This is a genomic window from Pseudomonas sp. LW8 (assembly GCF_041956865.1).
In the GTDB taxonomy this organism is placed as follows: Bacteria; Pseudomonadota; Gammaproteobacteria; order Pseudomonadales; family Pseudomonadaceae; genus Aquipseudomonas; species Aquipseudomonas siliginis.
Genome location: NZ_CP168138.1, coordinates 4,959,171 through 4,977,015, shown reverse-complemented (window position 1 = coordinate 4,977,015; position 17,845 = coordinate 4,959,171). Strand labels below are relative to the sequence as shown.

The window sequence follows — 17,845 nt, the reverse complement described above, 5'->3', positions numbered from 1 at the left end:
GCTGTGCGTCCGGTGGCTATGCTATAGTTCGCGCCCTCATTTTTACCCCGATGTTATCCGCCCGCCATGACCAAACGCGAAGCTCCAATCTACAAGGTGATTTTCCTCAACCAGGGCCAGGTGTTCGAAATGTACGCCAAGCAGATCTATCAAAGTGATCTGTGGGGTTTCCTGGAAGTTGAAGAATTCGTCTTTGGCGAGCGTACGCAAATGGTCGTCGATCCGAGCGAAGAAAAGCTCAAGGCGCAATTCGAAGGCGTGGTGCGCAGCTTTGTGCCGATGCATTCGATCGTGCGCATCGATGAAGTCGAACGTCTGGGTACACCGAAAATCAGCGAAGCCCGCGGCGCGGTCGGCAATGTCATGCCGTTTCCGATGCCGATGCCTGAGAAGTAAGCTTCAAGACCGCGTAGCCCCCATTCGCGAGCAGGCTCGCTCCCACAGTAGATCTCCAGTGTTCAGAAGATCCTCTGTGGGAGCGAGCCTGCTCGCGAAGAGGCCAGAAAGGTCGGCGCAAAAATCAGGGAAGAGGTGAAAACGGCGTACGCCCATCGGCGTTCTGCAGTTCCATCAGGTATTTGCGGAAAATCTGCCCGAGCACCTGAGTGGCGGTTTCGAGATCTTCGCGGGACATCTTTTCCGAGACTTCGTCGGCCGTGTCCAGCGCCTCTTCGGCACCGTTGACCGCTGCCATCTTCAGCACGATGTAGGCCTGGATATTGTTGGCCTGCACACCTTCACCGTGGAAGAACATGCTGCCGAGCTTGTATTGCGCCTGGGCGTGGCCTTGCAGCGAGGCCTTTTCGAAATAGCTCAGGGCTTGATTGAGGTCGCGCGGCGCGTTCTTGCCGTCGTAGTAGAACTCACCCAACTCGTATTGCGCTTGCGCGTCCCCTTCGTCCGCCGCTTTCTGGCAGGCGGCCAGTGCCTGCGTGACATCTTGCGGCTGAGTATTGAGGGTGCAACGACCCATCGCCGGGATCAACAACGAGTTGCCGCCTGCTTGTGCATGCGCGAGCAGGGGCTGAAGGAGCAACAGGCAGCCCAATGCAAGGGTGCGGCCGGTGCGGTTCATGGGAATCGACTTACCTCTGAAGGGCACGCGGACCCGTCGAGGGATCCAATAAGCGCGCATTATGAAATAAGCAGGGCCAACCTTACAAAGTCTTTACTCGTTTTTCTGCTGCGTGGGGAATATATCGCCCGATTCGGGCAGGATTTTCGCAGGCACGTCGGAAAAATCGAGCGGATGTAGGCGAAAGCTGACGCTGGCCATAGCCAACGTCAGCGGTACGGCGATTATTTCAATGCGGCGAAGGCGCGCTCGGCAGCGTCCAGCGTCAGTTGCAGCTCGGCTTCGCCATGGGCGATCGAGGTGAAACCGGCTTCGAAAGCGCTCGGCGCCAGGTACACGCCACCTTCCAGCATCAGGTGGAAGAAGCGACCGAACATTGCTGCATCGCTGGCCATCACGTCGTCGAAGGTGACGATGTCATCGGCGCCGCTGAAGTACAGACCGAACATGCCGCCGGCCTGGGTGGTCACGAACGGGATGCCCGCAGCATCGGCACGCTGTTGCAGACCGTCGAGCATGCGCGCGGTGTAGTCGGTCAATTCGGCGTGGAAACCCGGGCGGCTGATCAGACGCAAGGTCGTCAGGCCGGCAGCCATCGCCAGCGGATTACCCGACAACGTACCTGCCTGATACACCGGGCCGAGCGGGGCGATGCGCTGCATGATCTCGCGCTTGCCGCCGAAGCAGCCCACCGGCATGCCGCCGCCGATGATCTTGCCGAACGTGGTCAGGTCCGGCGTCACGCCGTAGTGCGCCTGGGCACCGCCGAGGGCGACGCGGAAACCGGTCATCACTTCGTCAAAAATCAACACCACGCCGTGCTTGTCGCACAGCGAACGCAGGCCTTCGAGGAAGCCCGGCGCTGGCGGCACGCAGTTCATGTTGCCGGCGACCGGCTCGACGATGATGCACGCCACCTCTTCGCCCACTTCGGCGAGCATCGCTTCAACCGCGTCGATGTCGTTGAACGGCAGGGTCAGGGTGTGTTTGGCGAACGCTGCAGGCACGCCGGCCGAGCTCGGTACGCCCTGGGTCAGAGCGCCGGAACCGGCCTTGACCAGCAGGCTGTCGGAGTGGCCGTGGTAGCAGCCTTCGAACTTGATGATGCTGTCGCGACCGGTGTAACCACGGGCCAGTCGGATCGCGCTCATGGTCGCTTCGGTGCCGGAGCTGACCATGCGCACCATCTCCATCGACGGCACCAGCGAGCAGACCAGATCGGCCATCTCGGTTTCCATCGACGTCGGTGCGCCGTAGGACAGGCCGTGTTGCAGCTGATTGCGCACCGCGTCGAGCACGTCCGGATGGCTGTGGCCAAGGATCATCGGCCCCCACGAACCCACGTAATCGACATAACGCTTGTCATCTTCGTCGGTGACGTAAGCGCCTTCGGCGTGTTTGAAGAACAGCGGGGTGCCGCCAACGCTCTTGAACGCGCGCACCGGCGAGTTAACGCCGCCGGGGATGTGTTTCTGAGCATTGGCAAACAGGGTTTCGGAACGAGACATGATCGGGCTCTCAAATCAGATTTTCAGAAGTTCGTTGAAGGCGCGGGCGCGGCGGGTCACTTCGGCGCTGCTCTCGGCGCCGAACAAACCGTGGATCACGGCGAGCAGATCGACACCGTGCTCGACCAGTGGCGCGGCGTTATCGAGGGTGATGCCGCCGATCGCGCAGATCGGCAAGTGCAGCGTGCGCTTGGCTTCGTCGAGCAAGTCGAGGCTGCAACTCGGCGCACCGGGTTTGGTGGTGGAATTGAAGAAGCGGCCGAAGGCGACATAACTCGCACCTTCTTTGGCAGCCTGTTCGGCCAGAGCGATTTGCCCGTGGCAGGTCGAACCGATGATCGCTTTCGAACCGAGCAGGGCGCGGGTCGGCGACAGCGGGCCGTCGGTCTGGCCCAAGTGCACGCCAACGTTGAGGCGCGCTGCCAATTCGGCGTCGTCGTTGATGATCAACTGCGTCTTGTAGCGTTCGCACAAGTTGCGCAGCGTTTCGGCCTCGCGCAGACGGCGGGCCTCGTCGCTGCTCTTGTCGCGGTATTGCAGCAGGGTGACGCCGCCGTCGAGCGCCGCCTCCACGTAAGACAGAAACTTGCCGGCCAGCAACTGGCTGTCGGTAATGGCATACAGGCCACGTAGTTTCATCGGGCAGACCTCACGACGTTACGAGCAGAAATCCAGCGGCAGGCGACGCGGCACGAACTGGCCTTTGCCCAGTTGTTCGGCATCGCGCAAAGTGCGCCAGGTGTAATCCAGCGCACTGCGCACGGCACTGGCCAGGTGTTCGCCCTGAGCCAGGCGACCGGCGAGGGCGCTGGCCAGCGTACAACCGGAGCCGTGATAGCTGCCCGGCAGGCGCTGGCAGATAAAGGTTTCGCGCAGGCCGTCGCGGCTGTACACGCGGTTGTGGATTTCAGTTTCGTCGCCATGGCCGCCGGTGATCAGCAGGTTTTTGACGAATGGCAGGAGTTTTTCTGCGCACTCGTCGGCTGTGCCTTCAGGCAGTTCGGCGAGGATGCGCGCTTCAGGAAGATTGGGCGTGGCAATGATCGACAGCGGCAGCAGACGCTCGCGCATCGCATAGCCGACCTCGTCCTTGCCCAGGCGTCCGCCGCCGCCGGCACGCAGCACCGGGTCGCAGACCACCGGCAGATGCGGGTGCGCCGAGAGCAGTTCGACGACCGTGTCGACCATCTCCAGCGAACCGAGCATGCCCAGTTTCACTGCGGCGACTTCGGAGTCGTTGAGCACGGCGTTGGCCTGGGCCAGTACCCATTCACGGTCGAGGACGCGGAAGTCAGTGACGTTGACGGTGTCTTGCACGGTCAGGGCGGTGACGGCCGGAGCCGCATGGCAACCCTGCGCGAGCAAGGCTTCGATATCTGCCTGCAAGCCGGCGCCACCACTGGGGTCGTGGCCGGAGAGACAGAGGACAACGGGGCGGGAGCTGTAGATATTCATGGTGCGCGAGCTTACCACCAAAGCTGATTTTGGGGTTCAGTACTCACGGTGTTTGCGAGCAGATTGTCGGACAACCCCGCAGTCTTTATTTGGAGCACATTTGTGGCGAGGGGATTTATCCCCGTTGGGCTGCGAAGCGGCCCCAAACCCTGCAATCCGGTTCTTTCTGACACATCTCGCTGGATGGACTGGCGACTGCTTCGCAGCCGAACGGGGATAAATCCCCTCGCCACAATTGGTCATCTATCAAGGAGGCTGTCGTCGCGAGTTGACCAACCCAACAGCTCTATCTCGGTGCTTTGCCCTGGAACGCCCGTTCTAGAGCCGTTGTAGGAAAAATTTCCATGGTGCTCAATGGCCATCAACGGCTATGCTAGGCTGGATCCAAACAATCACAGGTAATACCGGTTTTACGTCTACTCAAAGGGAATGGGGGGCTTCCTGACACAACCGGACGAGCCACGCTGGGGCTTCAATGCGCTATTTGCTGATGTTGCTGTTCTGCTTGCCCCTCATGGCGAGCGCTGTCGAATTCGACGAATTCACCCAAAGCCTGCCACTGGGCCGATCGCTGCAAGTGTTCGAAGACCCGAGCGGTCAGGCGACGATTGCCGACGTCCGCGCGCAAGACGCCGCCGGCCAGTTCAAAGCCCACGACAAAGCCACGCTCAACGCCGGTTACTCGCGTTCGGCGTTCTGGCTGAAGATCGACCTGCATTACCGCCCGAGCAACCCGGCCGCCCAGCGCACCTGGTTGCTGGAACTGGCGTATCCGCCGCTTGATCACCTCGACCTGTACTTGCCTGGCGCTAACGGCGAATACCGACTGGTGCGCCAGACCGGCGATGCCTTGCCCTTCGCCAGTCGCGAGATCCGCCAGAACAACTACCTGTTCGACCTTCCCTTCAAACCGGATCAACAGCAGACGCTGTACCTGCGACTGGCCAGCGAAGGCTCGATCCAGGCGCCGGTGACCTTGTGGTCGAGCAGCGCATACCTCGAAGACCAGCCGGTGCGCCTGTACGTACTCGGCATCATTTATGGCGTGCTGCTGGGGATGCTGGTCTACAACCTGTTCATCTACCTGAGCGTGCGCGACACCAGTTATCTCTATTACATCTTTTACATCGGCTCGTTCGGCCTTTATCAACTGTCGGTGAACGGCGCAGCGGTCGAGTATTTCTGGCCGGACAACCCATGGTGGGCCAACGCCGCGACACCGTTCTTCATCGGTTGCGCCGGGCTGTTCGGCAGCCAGTTCGCCCGCAGTTTCCTGCAGACCAAGACCCACAGCCCCTGGCTGGACCGCTTGCTGATCGGCCTGATTGCCTTCAGTGCGCTGGTGATCGGCCTGTCGCTGATGACCAGTTACGCCCTGGCCCTGCGCCTGGCGACCACACTGGCGCTGACCTTCACCGTGGTGATCTTTGCTGCCGGGATTCTTGCCTGGTGGCGCGGCCTGCGGGTGGCGCGTTACTTCATCATCGCCTGGTCGGCGTTCCTGCTCGGCGGCATCGTCAACACGCTGATGGTGCTGGGACTGCTGCCCAACGTATTCCTGACCATGTACGCCAGCCAGATCGGCTCAGCCATCGAGGTGGCGCTGCTGTCGCTGGCGCTGGCCGATCGCATCAACGCCATGCGCGAACAACAGGCGCAGACCTTGTTCGACGCCGGGCAGAAACTCGAAGTGCTCAACCAGCAACTGGCCCACAGCAACAAGCTCAAGGATGAATTCCTCGCCACGCTGACCCACGAACTGCGCACGCCGATGAACGGCGTGATCGGTTCGCTGGAGCTGATGCAGACCGTCGACCTCAATCCCGAGCTTGAGCAATATCAACAAACCGCCGCCGGTTCTGCTCGCGACATGATGCGCATGGTCAATGGCATCCTCACGCTCACTGAATTGCAGGCCGGCAAACTCAAGGCGACGCCGGGCAGTTTCAGCCTGCGCGCAGTGGTCGAGGCGTTGCGCGTGCAGTTCGAAGGTAATGCAGCGAGCAAGTCGCTGGACTTCAAGGTCGAGGTGCTGCCGACCCTGCCGGATCGCTTGCTCGGCGACAGCGCGAAACTGGCGCAGTGCCTGGAATGCCTGCTGGACAATGCGATCAAGTTCACCCGCGTCGGCGGGCTGGCGTTGCGCGTTACCGGGCGGCCGTCGGCGGATGAGCGCATGGCGCTATCGTTCGCGGTGATCGACACCGGTATCGGTTTCACTGATCTGGGCGAGGCGACCCTGTATCAGCGTTTCTTCCAGCTCGACGGCTCGATGACTCGCGAATACGGCGGCCTGGGGGTGGGTCTGGCGATCTGTCGGCAACTGGTCGAATTGCTCGGCGGCAAACTCACCCATCGTTCCGAGCCGGGACGCGGCAGCCGCTTCCAGCTCGATGTCGAATTCGAACTGCCGGTGATCGAAGCGCCTGCGGATCAGCCGACCCGCGAGTGCATTCGTGCGCCGCAGGACTGCACGGTGCTGCTGGTGGATGACAACAGCGTCAATCAACTGGTCATGCGTGGCATGTTGCTCAAGCTCGGTTTCCGCGTGCGCAGCGCTGACAACGGCGCCGCCGCGCTGGACTGCCTGCAACGGGAAAGTTTCGATGCGGTGCTGATCGATTGCCAGTTGCCCCGCCACGAAGGCGCATCGCTGTGCTGCCAGATCCATGCATTGCCGGGCTGTGCGCACTTGCCGGTATTCATGCTGGCGCTGGGTGCGGATCGCGAGCAATGCGCCCCGGGCGCGCCTATCGACTATCTGCACAAATCGGTCAAATTCGAGGATCTGCAGGCTGCATTACAGCGCCGCGTGCTCAGTTGCTGATGGGGTAAAAGCGCCGCAAAAACGGCGTCTATGACACTTTGTTCAAAAAAGCACCAGTGCTTAACTGGTGCCATTGCTGAACACGGAGCGCCGTCATGAACCTGCATCAGTTCGCCGAAACCCACGAAGTCACCAATCAGCCGCCGTCGCTGGACGGCACCAACCTGTACCGCATCGACCTGCCGCTGCAAGAGTGGTCGCGGCGTTTTGGCGCCGATTGGGCCGAGTCGCGCATCGATGCCTATGGCGCACTCGCGGGTGGGCCTTTGATGGAAGCGGGGTTTCTCGCCAACCAGAACAAACCGGTATTCGCCAGCCATGATCGCTATGGTCATCGCATCGATCTGGTCGAATTTCACCCGGCCTACCACGAGCTGATGCGCACGGCGATCGAACATGGCCTGACCTCGCTGCCGTGGGCGCACCCGCAGGATGGTGCGCATGTTGCCCGCGCTTCGATGACCTATCTGCACAGCCAGGCCGAGGCCGGCAGCGGTTGCCCGTTGACCATGACCTTCGCCAGCGTGCCGGCCCTGCGCTTGCAGCCGGAGCTGGCCGAACAGTGGCTGCCGAAAGTCCTCGCTACCAAATACGATCCGCGCAACGTCGGCATGGCGCACAAGGCTGGCGTGACCATCGGTATGGCGATGACCGAGAAGCAGGGCGGCACCGATGTCCGCGCCAACACCACCAAGGCTTATCCGGTCGGCGCCAGTGGTCCGGGTCAGGCTTATGAACTGGTCGGGCACAAGTGGTTCTGCTCGGCGCCGATGTGCGACGCCTTCCTGACATTGGCGCAAACCGACAAGGGCTTGAGTTGCTTCCTGCTGCCGCGCCATCGCCCGGACGACACGCGCAATCAGTTCTACATCCAGCGTCTGAAAAACAAACTCGGCAACCAGTCCAACGCCTCCAGCGAAGTGGAGTTTCGTGGGGCGCTGGCGTGGATGATCGGCGAAGAAGGGCGCGGCGTGCCGACCATTATCGAAATGGTGGCGATGACCCGCTTCGATTGCATGGTCGGCTCCAGCTCGCTGATGCGTCAGGCGCTGACCCAGGCCAGTCATCACTGCGCGCACCGCAAGGTCGGCGGCAAACTGCTCAGCGAGCAGCCGCTGATGCAAAACGTGCTGGCCGATCTGGCGCTGGAGAGCGAAGCCGCGCTGGCCCTGAGTCTGCGCATGGGCAAGGCGCTCGATCATCTGGATGATCGCCACGAAGCGCAATTCGCGCGGCTGGTGACGGCGGTGGGCAAATACTGGATATGCAAACGTGCGCCAGGAATGATCAACGAGGCCGCCGAATGCATGGGCGGTGCTGGATACGTCGAGGACAGCATCCTGCCGCGCCTGTACCGCGAAGCGCCGGTGAATTCGACGTGGGAAGGGTCGGGGAATGTGCAATGTCTCGACGTGCTGCGCGCATTGTCAAAAGAACCGGGCGTGCTCGATGTGCTGTTCAGCGAACTGGGCGACGGCCATGGCGACAAGCGTCTGGCCGCACATATCCAGCAGTTGCAGGCGCAATTCAAGGACACCAGTGAAATTCAGTATCGAGCGCGGCAACTGACTGAAGACATTGCGCTTGGGTTGCAGGCCAAGCTTCTGTTGGAGGCGGGGAATTCGGCGGTCAGTGATGCTTTCATTGCCAGCCGCCTGAGCGGTGGCGGTCGCGTCTACGGCGGGTTGCCGCGTGGGCTGGACGTCGAAGCCATCGTCGCACGCTCGACCCCTCAGCTTTTCTGACCCACGTCATATCCCCCCTGTGGGAGCGAGCCTGCTCGCGAAAGCGGTGTGTCAGTCGACATCTTTATTGGATGATCCACCGCATTCGCGAGCAGGCTCGCTCCCACAGAGGACATCATTGGTCTGCAGATTTAAGTGTCGCCACAACGCCACTGTTCCCGTGCGTCCACGATGCAGGCAAGATGAAGCTCTGCAAGTCAGAACACAGGAAGCTGATCGTGACCGAAGCGTTTATTGTCGTTCAAACCGCCGAACAAGCCGTGGATCGTCTGGCCGAGCTGCATGAGCGGGCCACCACTGCGCTGAATTCTGCCCTCAAGCGTTACCTCAAGGACCGCGTCGAACCCGACGCCGAACAGCGTGCCCTGTTTCGTTATCCCGAACTGCGTCTGACCTACCACTGCCAGGGCGAAGTGCCGCAGACCACCCGCGCTTACGCCAAGGTGCAGTTGCCCGGTACTTACAGCGTCACCGTCACCCACCCGGCGGCGTTTCGCAAATACCTGCTCGAACAACTGACGCCGTTGATGCACGACTTCACCGTGACCGTCGAAGTCGGCGTCAGCCAGCAGAACATTCCGTATCCGTACGTAGTCGAGCAGGGCGATGAACTGGCCGGTTCCGGCGTCACCGCGGCGGTGCTGGCGCGGGTGTTCCCGAGTACCGATCTGTCCGCCGCGACCGATGGCATTGCCGACGGCCTCTACGACTGGGAAAACACCGATCCGCTGCCACTGGCGCTGTTTGATGCGGCGCGCGTGGACTTCTCGCTGCGCCGTCTGGTGCATTACACCGGCAGCGACTGGCGCCATGTGCAGCCGTGGATTCTGCTGACCAACTACCATCGCTACGTCGATCAGTTCATCGTTCATGGTCTGGAGCAGTTGCGCCGCGACCCGCGCTTCGTGCGCATGGTCCTGCCGGGCAACGTGATCATCGAGAAGAGCATGGATCACGGCGAAGCCTCGGCGATTGCCGCCGGTGTGGTCTGGCACCGGTACCAGATGCCGGCCTATCACCTGATCGCCAGCGACGGCCACGGTGTCACGCTGGTGAACATCGGCGTCGGCCCGTCCAACGCCAAGAACATCACCGATCACCTGGCGGTGCTGCGTCCACATTGCTGGCTGATGATCGGCCACTGCGGTGGCCTGCGTCAGTCGCAGACCATCGGCGATTACGTGCTGGCCCACGCCTACATGCGCCGCGACGGCATTCTCGATCGCGTGGTGCCGCCGAATATTCCGATCCCGGCACTGGCCGAAGTGCAGCTTGCTCTGCAGCAGGCGGCGGCGAATGTCACCGGCGAGAAGGGCGACGACCTGAAAAAACGCCTGCGCACCGGCACGGTCCTGACCTACGACGACCGCAACTGGGAACTGCGCTGGGCTCAGGAACGACCGCTGATCAACCTGTCCCGCGCGGTTGCGGTGGACATGGAAAGCGGCACGATTGCAGCGCAGGGTTATCGCTTGCGGGTGCCGTACGGCACGTTGCTCTGCGTTTCGGACAAGCCGCTGCACAGCGAAATCAAACTGCCGGGCTCGGCCAACGCCTTCTATGAACGCGCGGTCAGCCAGCATTTGAAAATCGGCATCGAAGCGGTGGATCTGCTGCGTACCGAACTCAACTCGCTGCACTCGCGCAAGTTGCGCAGCTTCGACGAGCCGCCATTCCGTTAACGGTTAGTCGTGGTCATTTGGCGGTCGGGGCACTAGCATTGTCAGCCCTGATCGCTAAATGTTCTGTCTCTTATGTCCCGTCCCCCGCGTCCACCTTCGCGCCGTCCCGGTGTGAAGCCGCAATCGTCCTCGCCACGCCGTGTCGCAAAAGCGCCGCCGGCTGAGCCGAAGCTGATCCTGTTCAACAAACCCTTCGATGTGCTGACGCAGTTCAGCGACGGTGAAGGGCGGGCGACGCTCAAGGATTACATCGATGTGCCGGGGATTTATCCGGCCGGACGTCTGGATCGTGACAGCGAAGGTTTGTTGCTGCTGACCAACGACGGCCAGTTGCAGGCGCGCATCGCCGATCCGAAACACAAACTGGCGAAGACCTATTGGGTGCAGGTGGAGGGCGAGCCGACGGCTGAGCAGTTGCAGCGCCTGCGCGATGGCGTCGAGCTGAATGACGGCATGACCCTGCCCGCCCAAGCGCGGCAACTGGCTGAGCCGCAGTTGTGGCCGCGCAATCCGCCGGTACGCTTTCGCGCGACCATACCGACTTCGTGGCTGGAACTGGTGATTCGCGAAGGGCGCAACCGTCAGGTGCGGCGCATGACGGCGGCGGTCGGGCTGCCGACGTTGCGTCTGGTGCGAGTCAGGATTGGCGACTGGACCCTTGAAGGGCTGGATCAGGGCGAGTGGCGGGAAGTGCCGGCGCGCTTATAAGGCGCCGGATTCGATCAGGCCGATCACCACACTCTTGATGATGAACGCGGCCACGCCCAGGCCCAGCACGAAAAACAGAATGAACGAGCCGAACCGCCCGGCCTTGGACTTCTTCGCCAGATCCCAGACGATGAAACCCATGAAAATGATCAGGATGCTGACCAGACCGGTCATCATCCACTCTTCGAACAGTGCTGGATCCATTGGCGATCTCCGGCGCGGACAGGGCTGAAAGGGCGGCGGCGAGTATACGCCATGGTCGGTGGGGTGGCATTGATCTGGGTCTGATCCGCAATTGTTCCCCTCACCCTAACCCTCTCCCGGAGGGAGAGGGGACTGACCGAGGTGTCTGGCGTCTTACATCGACCTGAAATATCGAGTCGATTATGGATTCACAACAGAACTTTCAGGTCGGCGTACTTCTAGAGCATCTCTAGGTCGGCTCCCTCTCCCTCCGGGAGAGGGGATTGACCGAGGTGTCTGGCGTCTTGCATCGACCTGAAATATCGAGTCGATTATGGATTCACAACAGAACTTTCAGGTCGGCGTACTTCTAGAGCATCGCTAGGTCGGCTCCCTCTCCCTCCGGGAGAGGGGACTGACCGAGGTGTCTGGCGTTTTACATCGACCTGAAATATCGAGTCGATTATGGATTCACAACAGAACTTTCAGGTCGCCGTACTTCTAGAGCATCTCTAGGTCGGCTCCCTCTCCCTCCGGGAGAGGGGACTGACCGAGGTGTCTGGCGTTTTACATCGACCTGAAATATCGAGTCGCTTATGGATTCACAACAGAACTTTCAGGTCGGCGTACTTCTAGAGCATCTCTAGGTCGGCTCCCTCTCCCTCCGGGAGAGGGGACTGACCGAGGTGTCTGGCGTCTTACATCGACCTGAATATCGAGTCGATTATGGATTCACAACAGAACTTTCAGGTCGGCGTACTTCTAGAGCATCTCTAGGTCGGCTCCCTCTCCCTCCGGGAGAGGGCTGGGGTGAGGGGCTTTTGCTTAGCTACGCAAATGAGTCAGCGGCAGTTCAGTACTGTTCAAAACCTGGTTCAGCACAAAACTCGACCGCACGCTGGTGACCCCCTCGATCCGCGTCAGATGCCCCAACAGCAACTTTTGATAGTGATCCATATCCGGCACCACCACTTTCAACTGGTAGTCGGCATCCACTCCGGTCACCAGACTGCATTCCAGCACTTGCGGCAACGTGCGGATTGCCGCCTCGAAATTCTCGAAGCGCTCGGGGGTGTGCCGGTCCATGCCGATCAGTACATACGCCGTCAGGCTCAAGCCGAGCATCTTGCGATCGAGCAGCGCCACCTGGCGCGAGATATAGCCATCGTCTTCCAGCTGCTTGACCCGGCGCGAGCAAGGCGAGGGCGACAGACCGATGCGTTCGGCCAGTTCCTGGTTGGAGATACGGGCGTCGCGCTGCAATTCCGCCAAAATACTCAGGTCATACCGGTCAAGTTTGCTCATCAATCTGTCCTTGGTCGTAACTATTGCGGCAGATTATCTATCCAGGGTTAAAAATTGCGCAAGCGGTGTTTAATTGAGCAATTTTCGCAATCCTCTGTCGCAGCCTCAGGCTTATTCTTAACACCAGAATCACTGCTCGGTAACACAGTCCACGCGGCCCGCCCAATCAGGCCCGCCGCGGCCGCCACCCCCACCGGGGATGTGCCGGCCCCCGAGCTGCACACTGTCCAGAAGACGGCGTGAGGTGAGCCGACGTCAAAAGCGTCGAGCCAGGACGAAGTTCTCCAGAAGGGAGGCCGACGGGTCTCCCTTTTTTCTTGCCTGCGATTTCATGTTGGCGCCTCAATAAATAAGTCGCGCGACTGATAACCTGTTGCAGAACCCGATGGGGCTGTTTCGAGTCTCAGCAACAAGCCCTGCCAACGACAGGCTCCCACAGTGAGGAAAAGCATGAATTCGCGCATCTGGCGTCTGGCCGGTGTTGGTTTGCTGTGTGTGGGGGTCAGTGCGCAAGCGCTGGCCGATGAGCCGCAGAATCGCGGGCCGGGCAACGGGCCGCAGAACGACGGGATCATCCGTGGCGACAACAGCCATCAGTTCGAGCACAACGGCCAGCCGCACAACAATGACGGTCAATGGCAGAACCGCAACCGTGTCGATGATCGTCCAGAACCGCCTCGCCAGCCGGGCAACAACCTGCCGATCCAGCCGCGACCCGACGCCGTGCACCAGACTCAGGAGCCGCGTCAGGGTTACTACCGCGACGAGCGCCCGCAGAACGGTTACCACAATCAGCAATGGCAGACGCGGCCACGTCCCGATGACAACCGCTGGCCGGGACGGCCGAACGGTCATGGCAATGGCTGGGGGCCTGGCCCGCAATATCGTCCGGGCCATGTGATCGATCGTTTCCCGGATCGTGATTACCGCGTGCCGTATCGCGGTCAGGATTACTTCTATTCCGGCGGCTACTGGTATCGCCCGCAAGGCCCGCGCTACATCGTCGTGCAGCCGCCGCGCGGGATCCGCATCCAGTATTTGCCGGATTACGCCCGTGAAGTGTGGATCGGCGGCTCGCTGCTGTTCCTCGCCGCCGGCTCGTATTACGCCTATCAAGAGGCGACGCAGGATTACGTGGTGGTCGAGCCGCCGCTGCAGCAACCGCCGCAACCGCAAGCTCAGGGCTATGACGTCGAAGCCTACCCGGCCAACGGCCAGTCACCGCAGCAGGTGCAGCAGGACGGTTACCAGTGCTTTCAGTACGCGGTGCAGCAAAGCGGTTTCGACCCGCGCACCGCGACCTACCAACCGGCGCCCGAAGTGGTTCAGGCCTATCGCCAGGCGCAGGGCAACTGCCTGAGCAGTCGCGGTTACCAAGTCAATTACTGAGTGCGGGCGGCGAGCACCACTTCCTGTGGGTCGGCGTGCACCAGCACCTCGGCCTTCGGATATTCCTTGTGAATCGCCGCCGCCGCTTGATCGCTGATGCCATGGGCGACTGACAGGGTCAGTTCGCCCGGCAATTCCAGGTGCAATTGCACGAACCAGTGGTTGCCCGAGATCCGCGTGCGCAAGTCATGCGCACCGAGCACCCCCGGCACGCTGCACGCCAGTTCGAGCATGTGCTGGCTGACATCGGTCGGCAACTCCTCGTCCATCAACACCGAAAAACTTTCCCGGGCGATCTGGATCGCACTCCAGAAAATGTACACGGCGATCCCCAGCCCAAACCACGCGTCCAGTTGCGCAAAACCCATCCCGGCCAACACCAGCGCGATCAGGATGCTGCCGTTGAGCAGCAGGTCCGAACGGTAATGCAGGGAGTCGGCACGCACGGCGTTGGAGCCGGTCTGCTTGATCACCCGGTGCTGCAACATCAGCAGCGCCGCCGTCAGCAGCAGGGAAAACACGATCACACCGATGCTCAGCCACGGCGCGCCAAGCGGCTCTGGTTTCTGCAAGCGCTCGTAGGCCTGAAACGCGATCAACACCGCGCTGCCACCAATGAACAACGCCTGCGCCATGCCCGCCAGCGATTCGGCTTTGCCGTGGCCATAACGGTGATCGTCATCCGCCGGACGCAGTGCGTAATGCACCGCCAGCAGATTGAGCATCGAGGTGACGCCATCCAGCGCCGAGTCGGTGAGGCCGGCGAGCATGCTCACCGATCCGCTGAGCCACCAGGCAATCGCTTTGGCGACGATCAGCGTGCACGCGACCGCCACCGAGGCGCGGGTCGCCAGCCGCAGCAGGCGGGCGTGTTCGGGGCTGGAGGTCATTGAACGTCCTTGTTCAAGCGGCGGGTTGCAGGCCGAACATCGCCAGTTGCTGAGTGCTGCCCTTGTGCTGGATCAGGCGCGGGTCGTCGAGAGGAAAGTCTTTACCCAGTTCGCTCTCAAGAATCGCCTGCAACTTGTGATTGTCGACCTGCCCGTCAGGGCCGATGGCTTGCTTGAGCTTGGCCGGATCGATCTGCGCGGTGTGGCCCGGTTCGAAATAGATCGCCCCGGTGGCGAAGTCGACGGCAAACGCGATCAGCCCGGGAATGATGTAGAACAGCAGGCCGACGGCATCGAGCACGGCAATCGCCGGGTCGATCTTGCCGTCGATCTGGCCACGGCGGTCCGGGTAGAAAATCGAACCGCACGCCGACAGTTGCGTGAGCAGAGTGGTGACCAGAACACCGCCGATCAGGCGAGAGGGTAAGCGCATGGAAATGTCTCCTGAGTCATCAAATAACGAAGCTTCGTCTTGTGAAGTTAAGACCCTGACGAACGTCAGACAGTTCGTCGTTATACTCGCCGCTCTGTTTGGGAGCCAGCATGATTTCTTTGCCGATCGATGATGTTTTACCCGCCCTGCGTGAAGCCCTCGCGTCACGCCACGAAGCCGTGCTCGAAGCACCGCCCGGCGCCGGTAAGACCACCCGCGTGCCCTTGGCCTTGCTCAACGAAGCCTGGCTGGCCGGGCAGACCATCGTCATGCTCGAACCACGGCGTCTGGCCGCGCGCGCAGCGGCGGAACGTTTGGCCAGCGAGCTCGGCGAGCAGGTCGGTGAAACCGTCGGCTATCGCATCCGCCTCGACAGCAAAGTCGGCCCGAAAACCCGTATCGAAGTGGTCACCGAAGGCATCCTTACCCGGCGCTTGCAGGACGACCCGGCGCTGGAGGGTGTGGGCCTGCTGATCTTCGACGAATTTCATGAACGCAGTCTCGACGCCGATCTGGCGTTGGCGCTCAGTCTGAACGGTCGCGAGCTGTTTCGCGCTGAACAGCCGCTGAAGATTCTGCTGATGTCGGCGACCCTCGAAGGCGAGCGGTTGGCGGGGTTGCTTGATGACGCGCCGATCCTGCGCAGCGAAGGCCGCATGTACCCGGTGACGATGCGCTGGGGCCGGCCGTTCCAACCAGGGGAATACATCGATCAACGCGTTACCCAAACCGTGCTCGAAGCGCTGCACGACGAGACCGGCAGCCTGTTGGTGTTCCTGCCGGGGCAAGCGGAGATCCGTCGCGTGCATCAGCAATTGGCCGACACCATTGGCGAGCGCAAAGACATCTTGCTGTGCCCGTTGCACGGTGAACTCGACCTCAATGCGCAACGCGCGGCAATCGATCCGGCGCCGCCCGGTCAGCGCAAAGTGGTGCTGGCAACCAACATCGCCGAGACCAGCCTGACCATCAACGGCGTGCGCGTGGTCATCGATGCCGGGCTGGCGCGGGTGCCGCGTTTCGACCCGGGCAGCGGCATGACCCGCCTCGACACTCAACGCATCTCCAAGGCCAGCGCCACCCAGCGTGCCGGCCGCGCCGGGCGATTGGAGCCGGGCGTGTGTTATCGCCTGTGGTCACAGGATCAGCACGAACAACTGGCGGCCTATGGCAGCGCGGAAATTCTCTCGGCGGATCTGGCCAGCCTCGCTTTGCAGCTGGGGCGCTGGGGCGTGACCCCGGGCGAACTGGTCTGGCTGGATGTGCCGCCAGCGGCCGCGTATGCGCAAGCGCAGGATCTGCTGCAACGGCTCGGCGCCTTGCACGGCGACACGCTGACGGCCCACGGCCAGGCGATGGCTGAATTGCCGGCGCATCCGCGCATTGCGCATTTGCTGTTGCGCGGTCAGGCATTGGGGCTGGCGGCGATGGCCTGCGATGTGGCGGCGCTGCTCGGCGAGCGCGATATCCTGCGCGGCGCTGGCGCGGATCTGCACAGCCGATTGGTCCTGCTTTCCGGCGAAGAACGTGCCGGTCGTGGGGCGCAGGGCGGGGTGCAACGTGCCCGGCAATTGGCTCGGCAATATCGCGGCTATCTGCGCGGCAAGCCGAGCGAACCGGTAAACGATCCCGAGCATCCACGCTGGCTCGGCGCGCTATTGGCGCTGGCCTACCCGGATCGCGTCGCCCAGCAACGGCGTGCCGGGGGGGCCGAATACCGCTTGGCCAACGGTCGCGCCGCGCTGTTCGCTGAGGCCGACAGCTTGATGAAGCATGAGTGGATTGTCATCGCCGACCTCGGCAGCCGTCAGGGCCAGCGCGAAGAACGCATCTATCTGGCGGCGGATTTCGATCCGGCGCTGTTCGACTCGGTGCTCGCCGAGCAAGTGCGCAGCGTTGACCAACTCGATTGGGATGAACGCGAAGGCGTGCTGCGTGCCGAGCGCCAGCGCAAGGTCGGCGAGCTGATTCTCAGCCGCGAACCGTTGACCGGTCTCGATGAAAACGCGCGCAGTCAGGCGCTGGTCAATCTGGTGCGACGCAAGGGTCTGGAGCTGCTGCCATGGACGCCAGAACTGCGCCAGTGGCAGGCGCGGGTGGCGCTGCTGCGTCAGCTCGATCTGAACACTCAGGACGACAGCCAATGGCCGGATGTCAGCGATGCAGCGCTGCTCAATACCCTGGAAGACTGGCTGATGCCGTATCTGGGCAAGGTCTCGCGGCTGAGCCATTTCGCCAACCTCGACCTGTCGAGCATCGTGCGCAATCTGCTGCCGTGGCCGCTGCCGCAGAAGCTCGACGAACTGGCGCCGCATCATTTGAGCGTGCCGTCGGGTTCATCGATTCGTCTGGATTACAGCGACCATCCACCGATTCTCGCGGTGCGCTTGCAGGAGCTGTTTGGTCTGGCCGATACGCCACGGATTGCCGGCGGCCGGCAAGTGGTCAAGCTGCATCTGCTGTCGCCAGCGCGGCGGCCGGTGCAGGTGACGCAGGACCTGGCCAACTTCTGGCGCAGCACCTATGCCGAGGTGAAGAAGGATCTGAAGGGGCGCTACCCCAAGCATTACTGGCCGGATGATCCGCTGGTGGCTGAAGCCACGGCGCGGGCGAAACCCCGGGGCACCTGACCCGCAATGGCTGCG

15 protein-coding genes are annotated in these 17,845 nt (G+C 61.9%); 7 read left to right on the top strand and 8 right to left on the bottom strand.

Features of this window, described 5'->3' with window-relative positions:
- Positions 1 to 66: 66 nt before the first annotated feature.
- A complete protein-coding gene (locus tag AB9L16_RS22515) occupies positions 67 to 396 on the top strand; it encodes a DUF1820 family protein (protein WP_016773045.1) in 330 nt (109 codons plus the stop codon).
- A gap of 124 nt (positions 397 to 520) precedes the next feature.
- On the opposite strand, the gene AB9L16_RS22510 is transcribed toward AB9L16_RS22515, so the two are convergent.
- From AB9L16_RS22510 to AB9L16_RS22495, 4 genes are all read right to left on the bottom strand, one after another.
- Entirely contained in the window at positions 521 to 1,075 is a 555-nt protein-coding gene (locus tag AB9L16_RS22510) for a tetratricopeptide repeat protein (RefSeq protein ID WP_041477733.1), read from the bottom strand.
- Positions 1,076 to 1,299: 224 nt separating this feature from the next.
- The gene (gene hemL, locus AB9L16_RS22505; RefSeq protein WP_258603764.1) at positions 1,300 to 2,583 is read right to left on the bottom strand and encodes a glutamate-1-semialdehyde 2,1-aminomutase; all 1,284 of its coding nucleotides are present in this window, start codon (positions 2,581 to 2,583) and stop codon (positions 1,300 to 1,302) included.
- Between the two features lie 15 nt (positions 2,584 to 2,598).
- Positions 2,599 to 3,222: a thiamine phosphate synthase gene (thiE, locus tag AB9L16_RS22500; RefSeq protein ID WP_056790629.1), complete on the bottom strand. Its 624-nt coding sequence runs from the start codon at positions 3,220 to 3,222 to the stop codon at positions 2,599 to 2,601.
- A gap of 18 nt (positions 3,223 to 3,240) precedes the next feature.
- Positions 3,241 to 4,038: a hydroxymethylpyrimidine/phosphomethylpyrimidine kinase gene (locus AB9L16_RS22495; RefSeq protein WP_007909650.1), complete on the bottom strand. Its 798-nt coding sequence runs from the start codon at positions 4,036 to 4,038 to the stop codon at positions 3,241 to 3,243.
- A gap of 475 nt (positions 4,039 to 4,513) precedes the next feature.
- Between AB9L16_RS22495 and AB9L16_RS22490 the strand changes: the two genes are divergently transcribed.
- From AB9L16_RS22490 to AB9L16_RS22475, 4 genes are all read left to right on the top strand, one after another.
- On the top strand, positions 4,514 to 6,865 hold the full coding sequence (locus AB9L16_RS22490) for a 7TM diverse intracellular signaling domain-containing protein (RefSeq protein WP_375122729.1): 2,352 nt from the start codon (positions 4,514 to 4,516) through the stop codon (positions 6,863 to 6,865).
- Between the two features lie 95 nt (positions 6,866 to 6,960).
- Positions 6,961 to 8,610, top strand: coding sequence for an acyl-CoA dehydrogenase family protein (locus AB9L16_RS22485; protein WP_375122728.1), 1,650 nt, complete (start codon positions 6,961 to 6,963; stop codon positions 8,608 to 8,610).
- A 182-nt stretch (positions 8,611 to 8,792) separates the two neighbouring features.
- Positions 8,793 to 10,292 carry an AMP nucleosidase gene (gene amn, locus AB9L16_RS22480; protein ID WP_016773051.1) on the top strand — a complete coding sequence of 500 codons (1,500 nt, stop codon included), beginning with the start codon at positions 8,793 to 8,795 and terminating at the stop codon, positions 10,290 to 10,292.
- Positions 10,293 to 10,364: 72 nt separating this feature from the next.
- Complete coding sequence (locus AB9L16_RS22475) at positions 10,365 to 11,000, top strand: pseudouridine synthase (protein WP_305381588.1); 636 nt, start codon at positions 10,365 to 10,367, stop codon at positions 10,998 to 11,000.
- Here the strand turns inward: AB9L16_RS22475 and AB9L16_RS22470 are convergent.
- On the bottom strand, positions 10,995 to 11,204 hold the full coding sequence (locus tag AB9L16_RS22470; protein WP_016773053.1) for a DUF2788 domain-containing protein: 210 nt from the start codon (positions 11,202 to 11,204) through the stop codon (positions 10,995 to 10,997). The genes AB9L16_RS22475 and AB9L16_RS22470 overlap by 6 nt on opposite strands.
- 804 nt (positions 11,205 to 12,008) lie before the next feature.
- On the bottom strand, positions 12,009 to 12,488 hold the full coding sequence (locus AB9L16_RS22465; RefSeq protein ID WP_007909658.1) for an Lrp/AsnC family transcriptional regulator: 480 nt from the start codon (positions 12,486 to 12,488) through the stop codon (positions 12,009 to 12,011).
- 450 nt (positions 12,489 to 12,938) lie between these two features.
- Here AB9L16_RS22465 and AB9L16_RS22460 point away from each other — a divergent pair, with 450 nt between their 5' ends.
- Positions 12,939 to 13,877 (top strand): DUF6515 family protein, encoded by a 939-nt coding sequence (locus AB9L16_RS22460; RefSeq protein ID WP_375122727.1) that lies wholly within the window; start codon positions 12,939 to 12,941, stop codon positions 13,875 to 13,877.
- Here AB9L16_RS22460 and AB9L16_RS22455 read toward each other — a convergent pair.
- Both AB9L16_RS22455 and AB9L16_RS22450 read right to left on the bottom strand, forming a co-directional pair.
- The gene (locus tag AB9L16_RS22455) at positions 13,871 to 14,767 is read right to left on the bottom strand and encodes a cation diffusion facilitator family transporter (RefSeq protein ID WP_056790613.1); all 897 of its coding nucleotides are present in this window, start codon (positions 14,765 to 14,767) and stop codon (positions 13,871 to 13,873) included. The genes AB9L16_RS22460 and AB9L16_RS22455 overlap by 7 nt on opposite strands.
- A gap of 13 nt (positions 14,768 to 14,780) precedes the next feature.
- Positions 14,781 to 15,200 carry a polyribonucleotide nucleotidyltransferase gene (locus AB9L16_RS22450; protein ID WP_252868336.1) on the bottom strand — a complete coding sequence of 140 codons (420 nt, stop codon included), beginning with the start codon at positions 15,198 to 15,200 and terminating at the stop codon, positions 14,781 to 14,783.
- A 110-nt stretch (positions 15,201 to 15,310) separates the two neighbouring features.
- Here AB9L16_RS22450 and hrpB point away from each other — a divergent pair, with 110 nt between their 5' ends.
- Positions 15,311 to 17,830 (top strand): ATP-dependent helicase HrpB, encoded by a 2,520-nt coding sequence (hrpB, locus tag AB9L16_RS22445; protein ID WP_375122726.1) that lies wholly within the window; start codon positions 15,311 to 15,313, stop codon positions 17,828 to 17,830.
- Positions 17,831 to 17,845: the final 15 nt, after the last annotated feature.

Bases quoted from the DNA above. Each gene is read 5' to 3' on its own strand.
- AB9L16_RS22490 (WP_375122729.1), top strand. From the start codon at position 4,514: ATGCGCTATTTGCTGATGTTGCTGTTCTGCTTGCCCCTCATGGCGAGC.
- AB9L16_RS22470 (WP_016773053.1), bottom strand. From the start codon at position 11,204: ATGGATCCAGCACTGTTCGAAGAGTGGATGATGACCGGTCTGGTCAGC.
- AB9L16_RS22460 (WP_375122727.1), top strand. From the start codon at position 12,939: ATGAATTCGCGCATCTGGCGTCTGGCCGGTGTTGGTTTGCTGTGTGTG.
- AB9L16_RS22475 (WP_305381588.1), top strand. From the start codon at position 10,365: ATGTCCCGTCCCCCGCGTCCACCTTCGCGCCGTCCCGGTGTGAAGCCG.
- AB9L16_RS22455 (WP_056790613.1), bottom strand. From the start codon at position 14,767: ATGACCTCCAGCCCCGAACACGCCCGCCTGCTGCGGCTGGCGACCCGC.
- AB9L16_RS22510 (WP_041477733.1), bottom strand. From the start codon at position 1,075: ATGAACCGCACCGGCCGCACCCTTGCATTGGGCTGCCTGTTGCTCCTT.
- AB9L16_RS22485 (WP_375122728.1), top strand. From the start codon at position 6,961: ATGAACCTGCATCAGTTCGCCGAAACCCACGAAGTCACCAATCAGCCG.
- amn (WP_016773051.1), top strand. From the start codon at position 8,793: ATGAAGCTCTGCAAGTCAGAACACAGGAAGCTGATCGTGACCGAAGCG.
- AB9L16_RS22495 (WP_007909650.1), bottom strand. From the start codon at position 4,038: ATGAATATCTACAGCTCCCGCCCCGTTGTCCTCTGTCTCTCCGGCCAC.
- hrpB (WP_375122726.1), top strand. From the start codon at position 15,311: ATGATTTCTTTGCCGATCGATGATGTTTTACCCGCCCTGCGTGAAGCC.
- thiE (WP_056790629.1), bottom strand. From the start codon at position 3,222: ATGAAACTACGTGGCCTGTATGCCATTACCGACAGCCAGTTGCTGGCC.
- AB9L16_RS22450 (WP_252868336.1), bottom strand. From the start codon at position 15,200: ATGCGCTTACCCTCTCGCCTGATCGGCGGTGTTCTGGTCACCACTCTG.
- AB9L16_RS22465 (WP_007909658.1), bottom strand. From the start codon at position 12,488: ATGAGCAAACTTGACCGGTATGACCTGAGTATTTTGGCGGAATTGCAG.
- AB9L16_RS22515 (WP_016773045.1), top strand. From the start codon at position 67: ATGACCAAACGCGAAGCTCCAATCTACAAGGTGATTTTCCTCAACCAG.
- hemL (WP_258603764.1), bottom strand. From the start codon at position 2,583: ATGTCTCGTTCCGAAACCCTGTTTGCCAATGCTCAGAAACACATCCCC.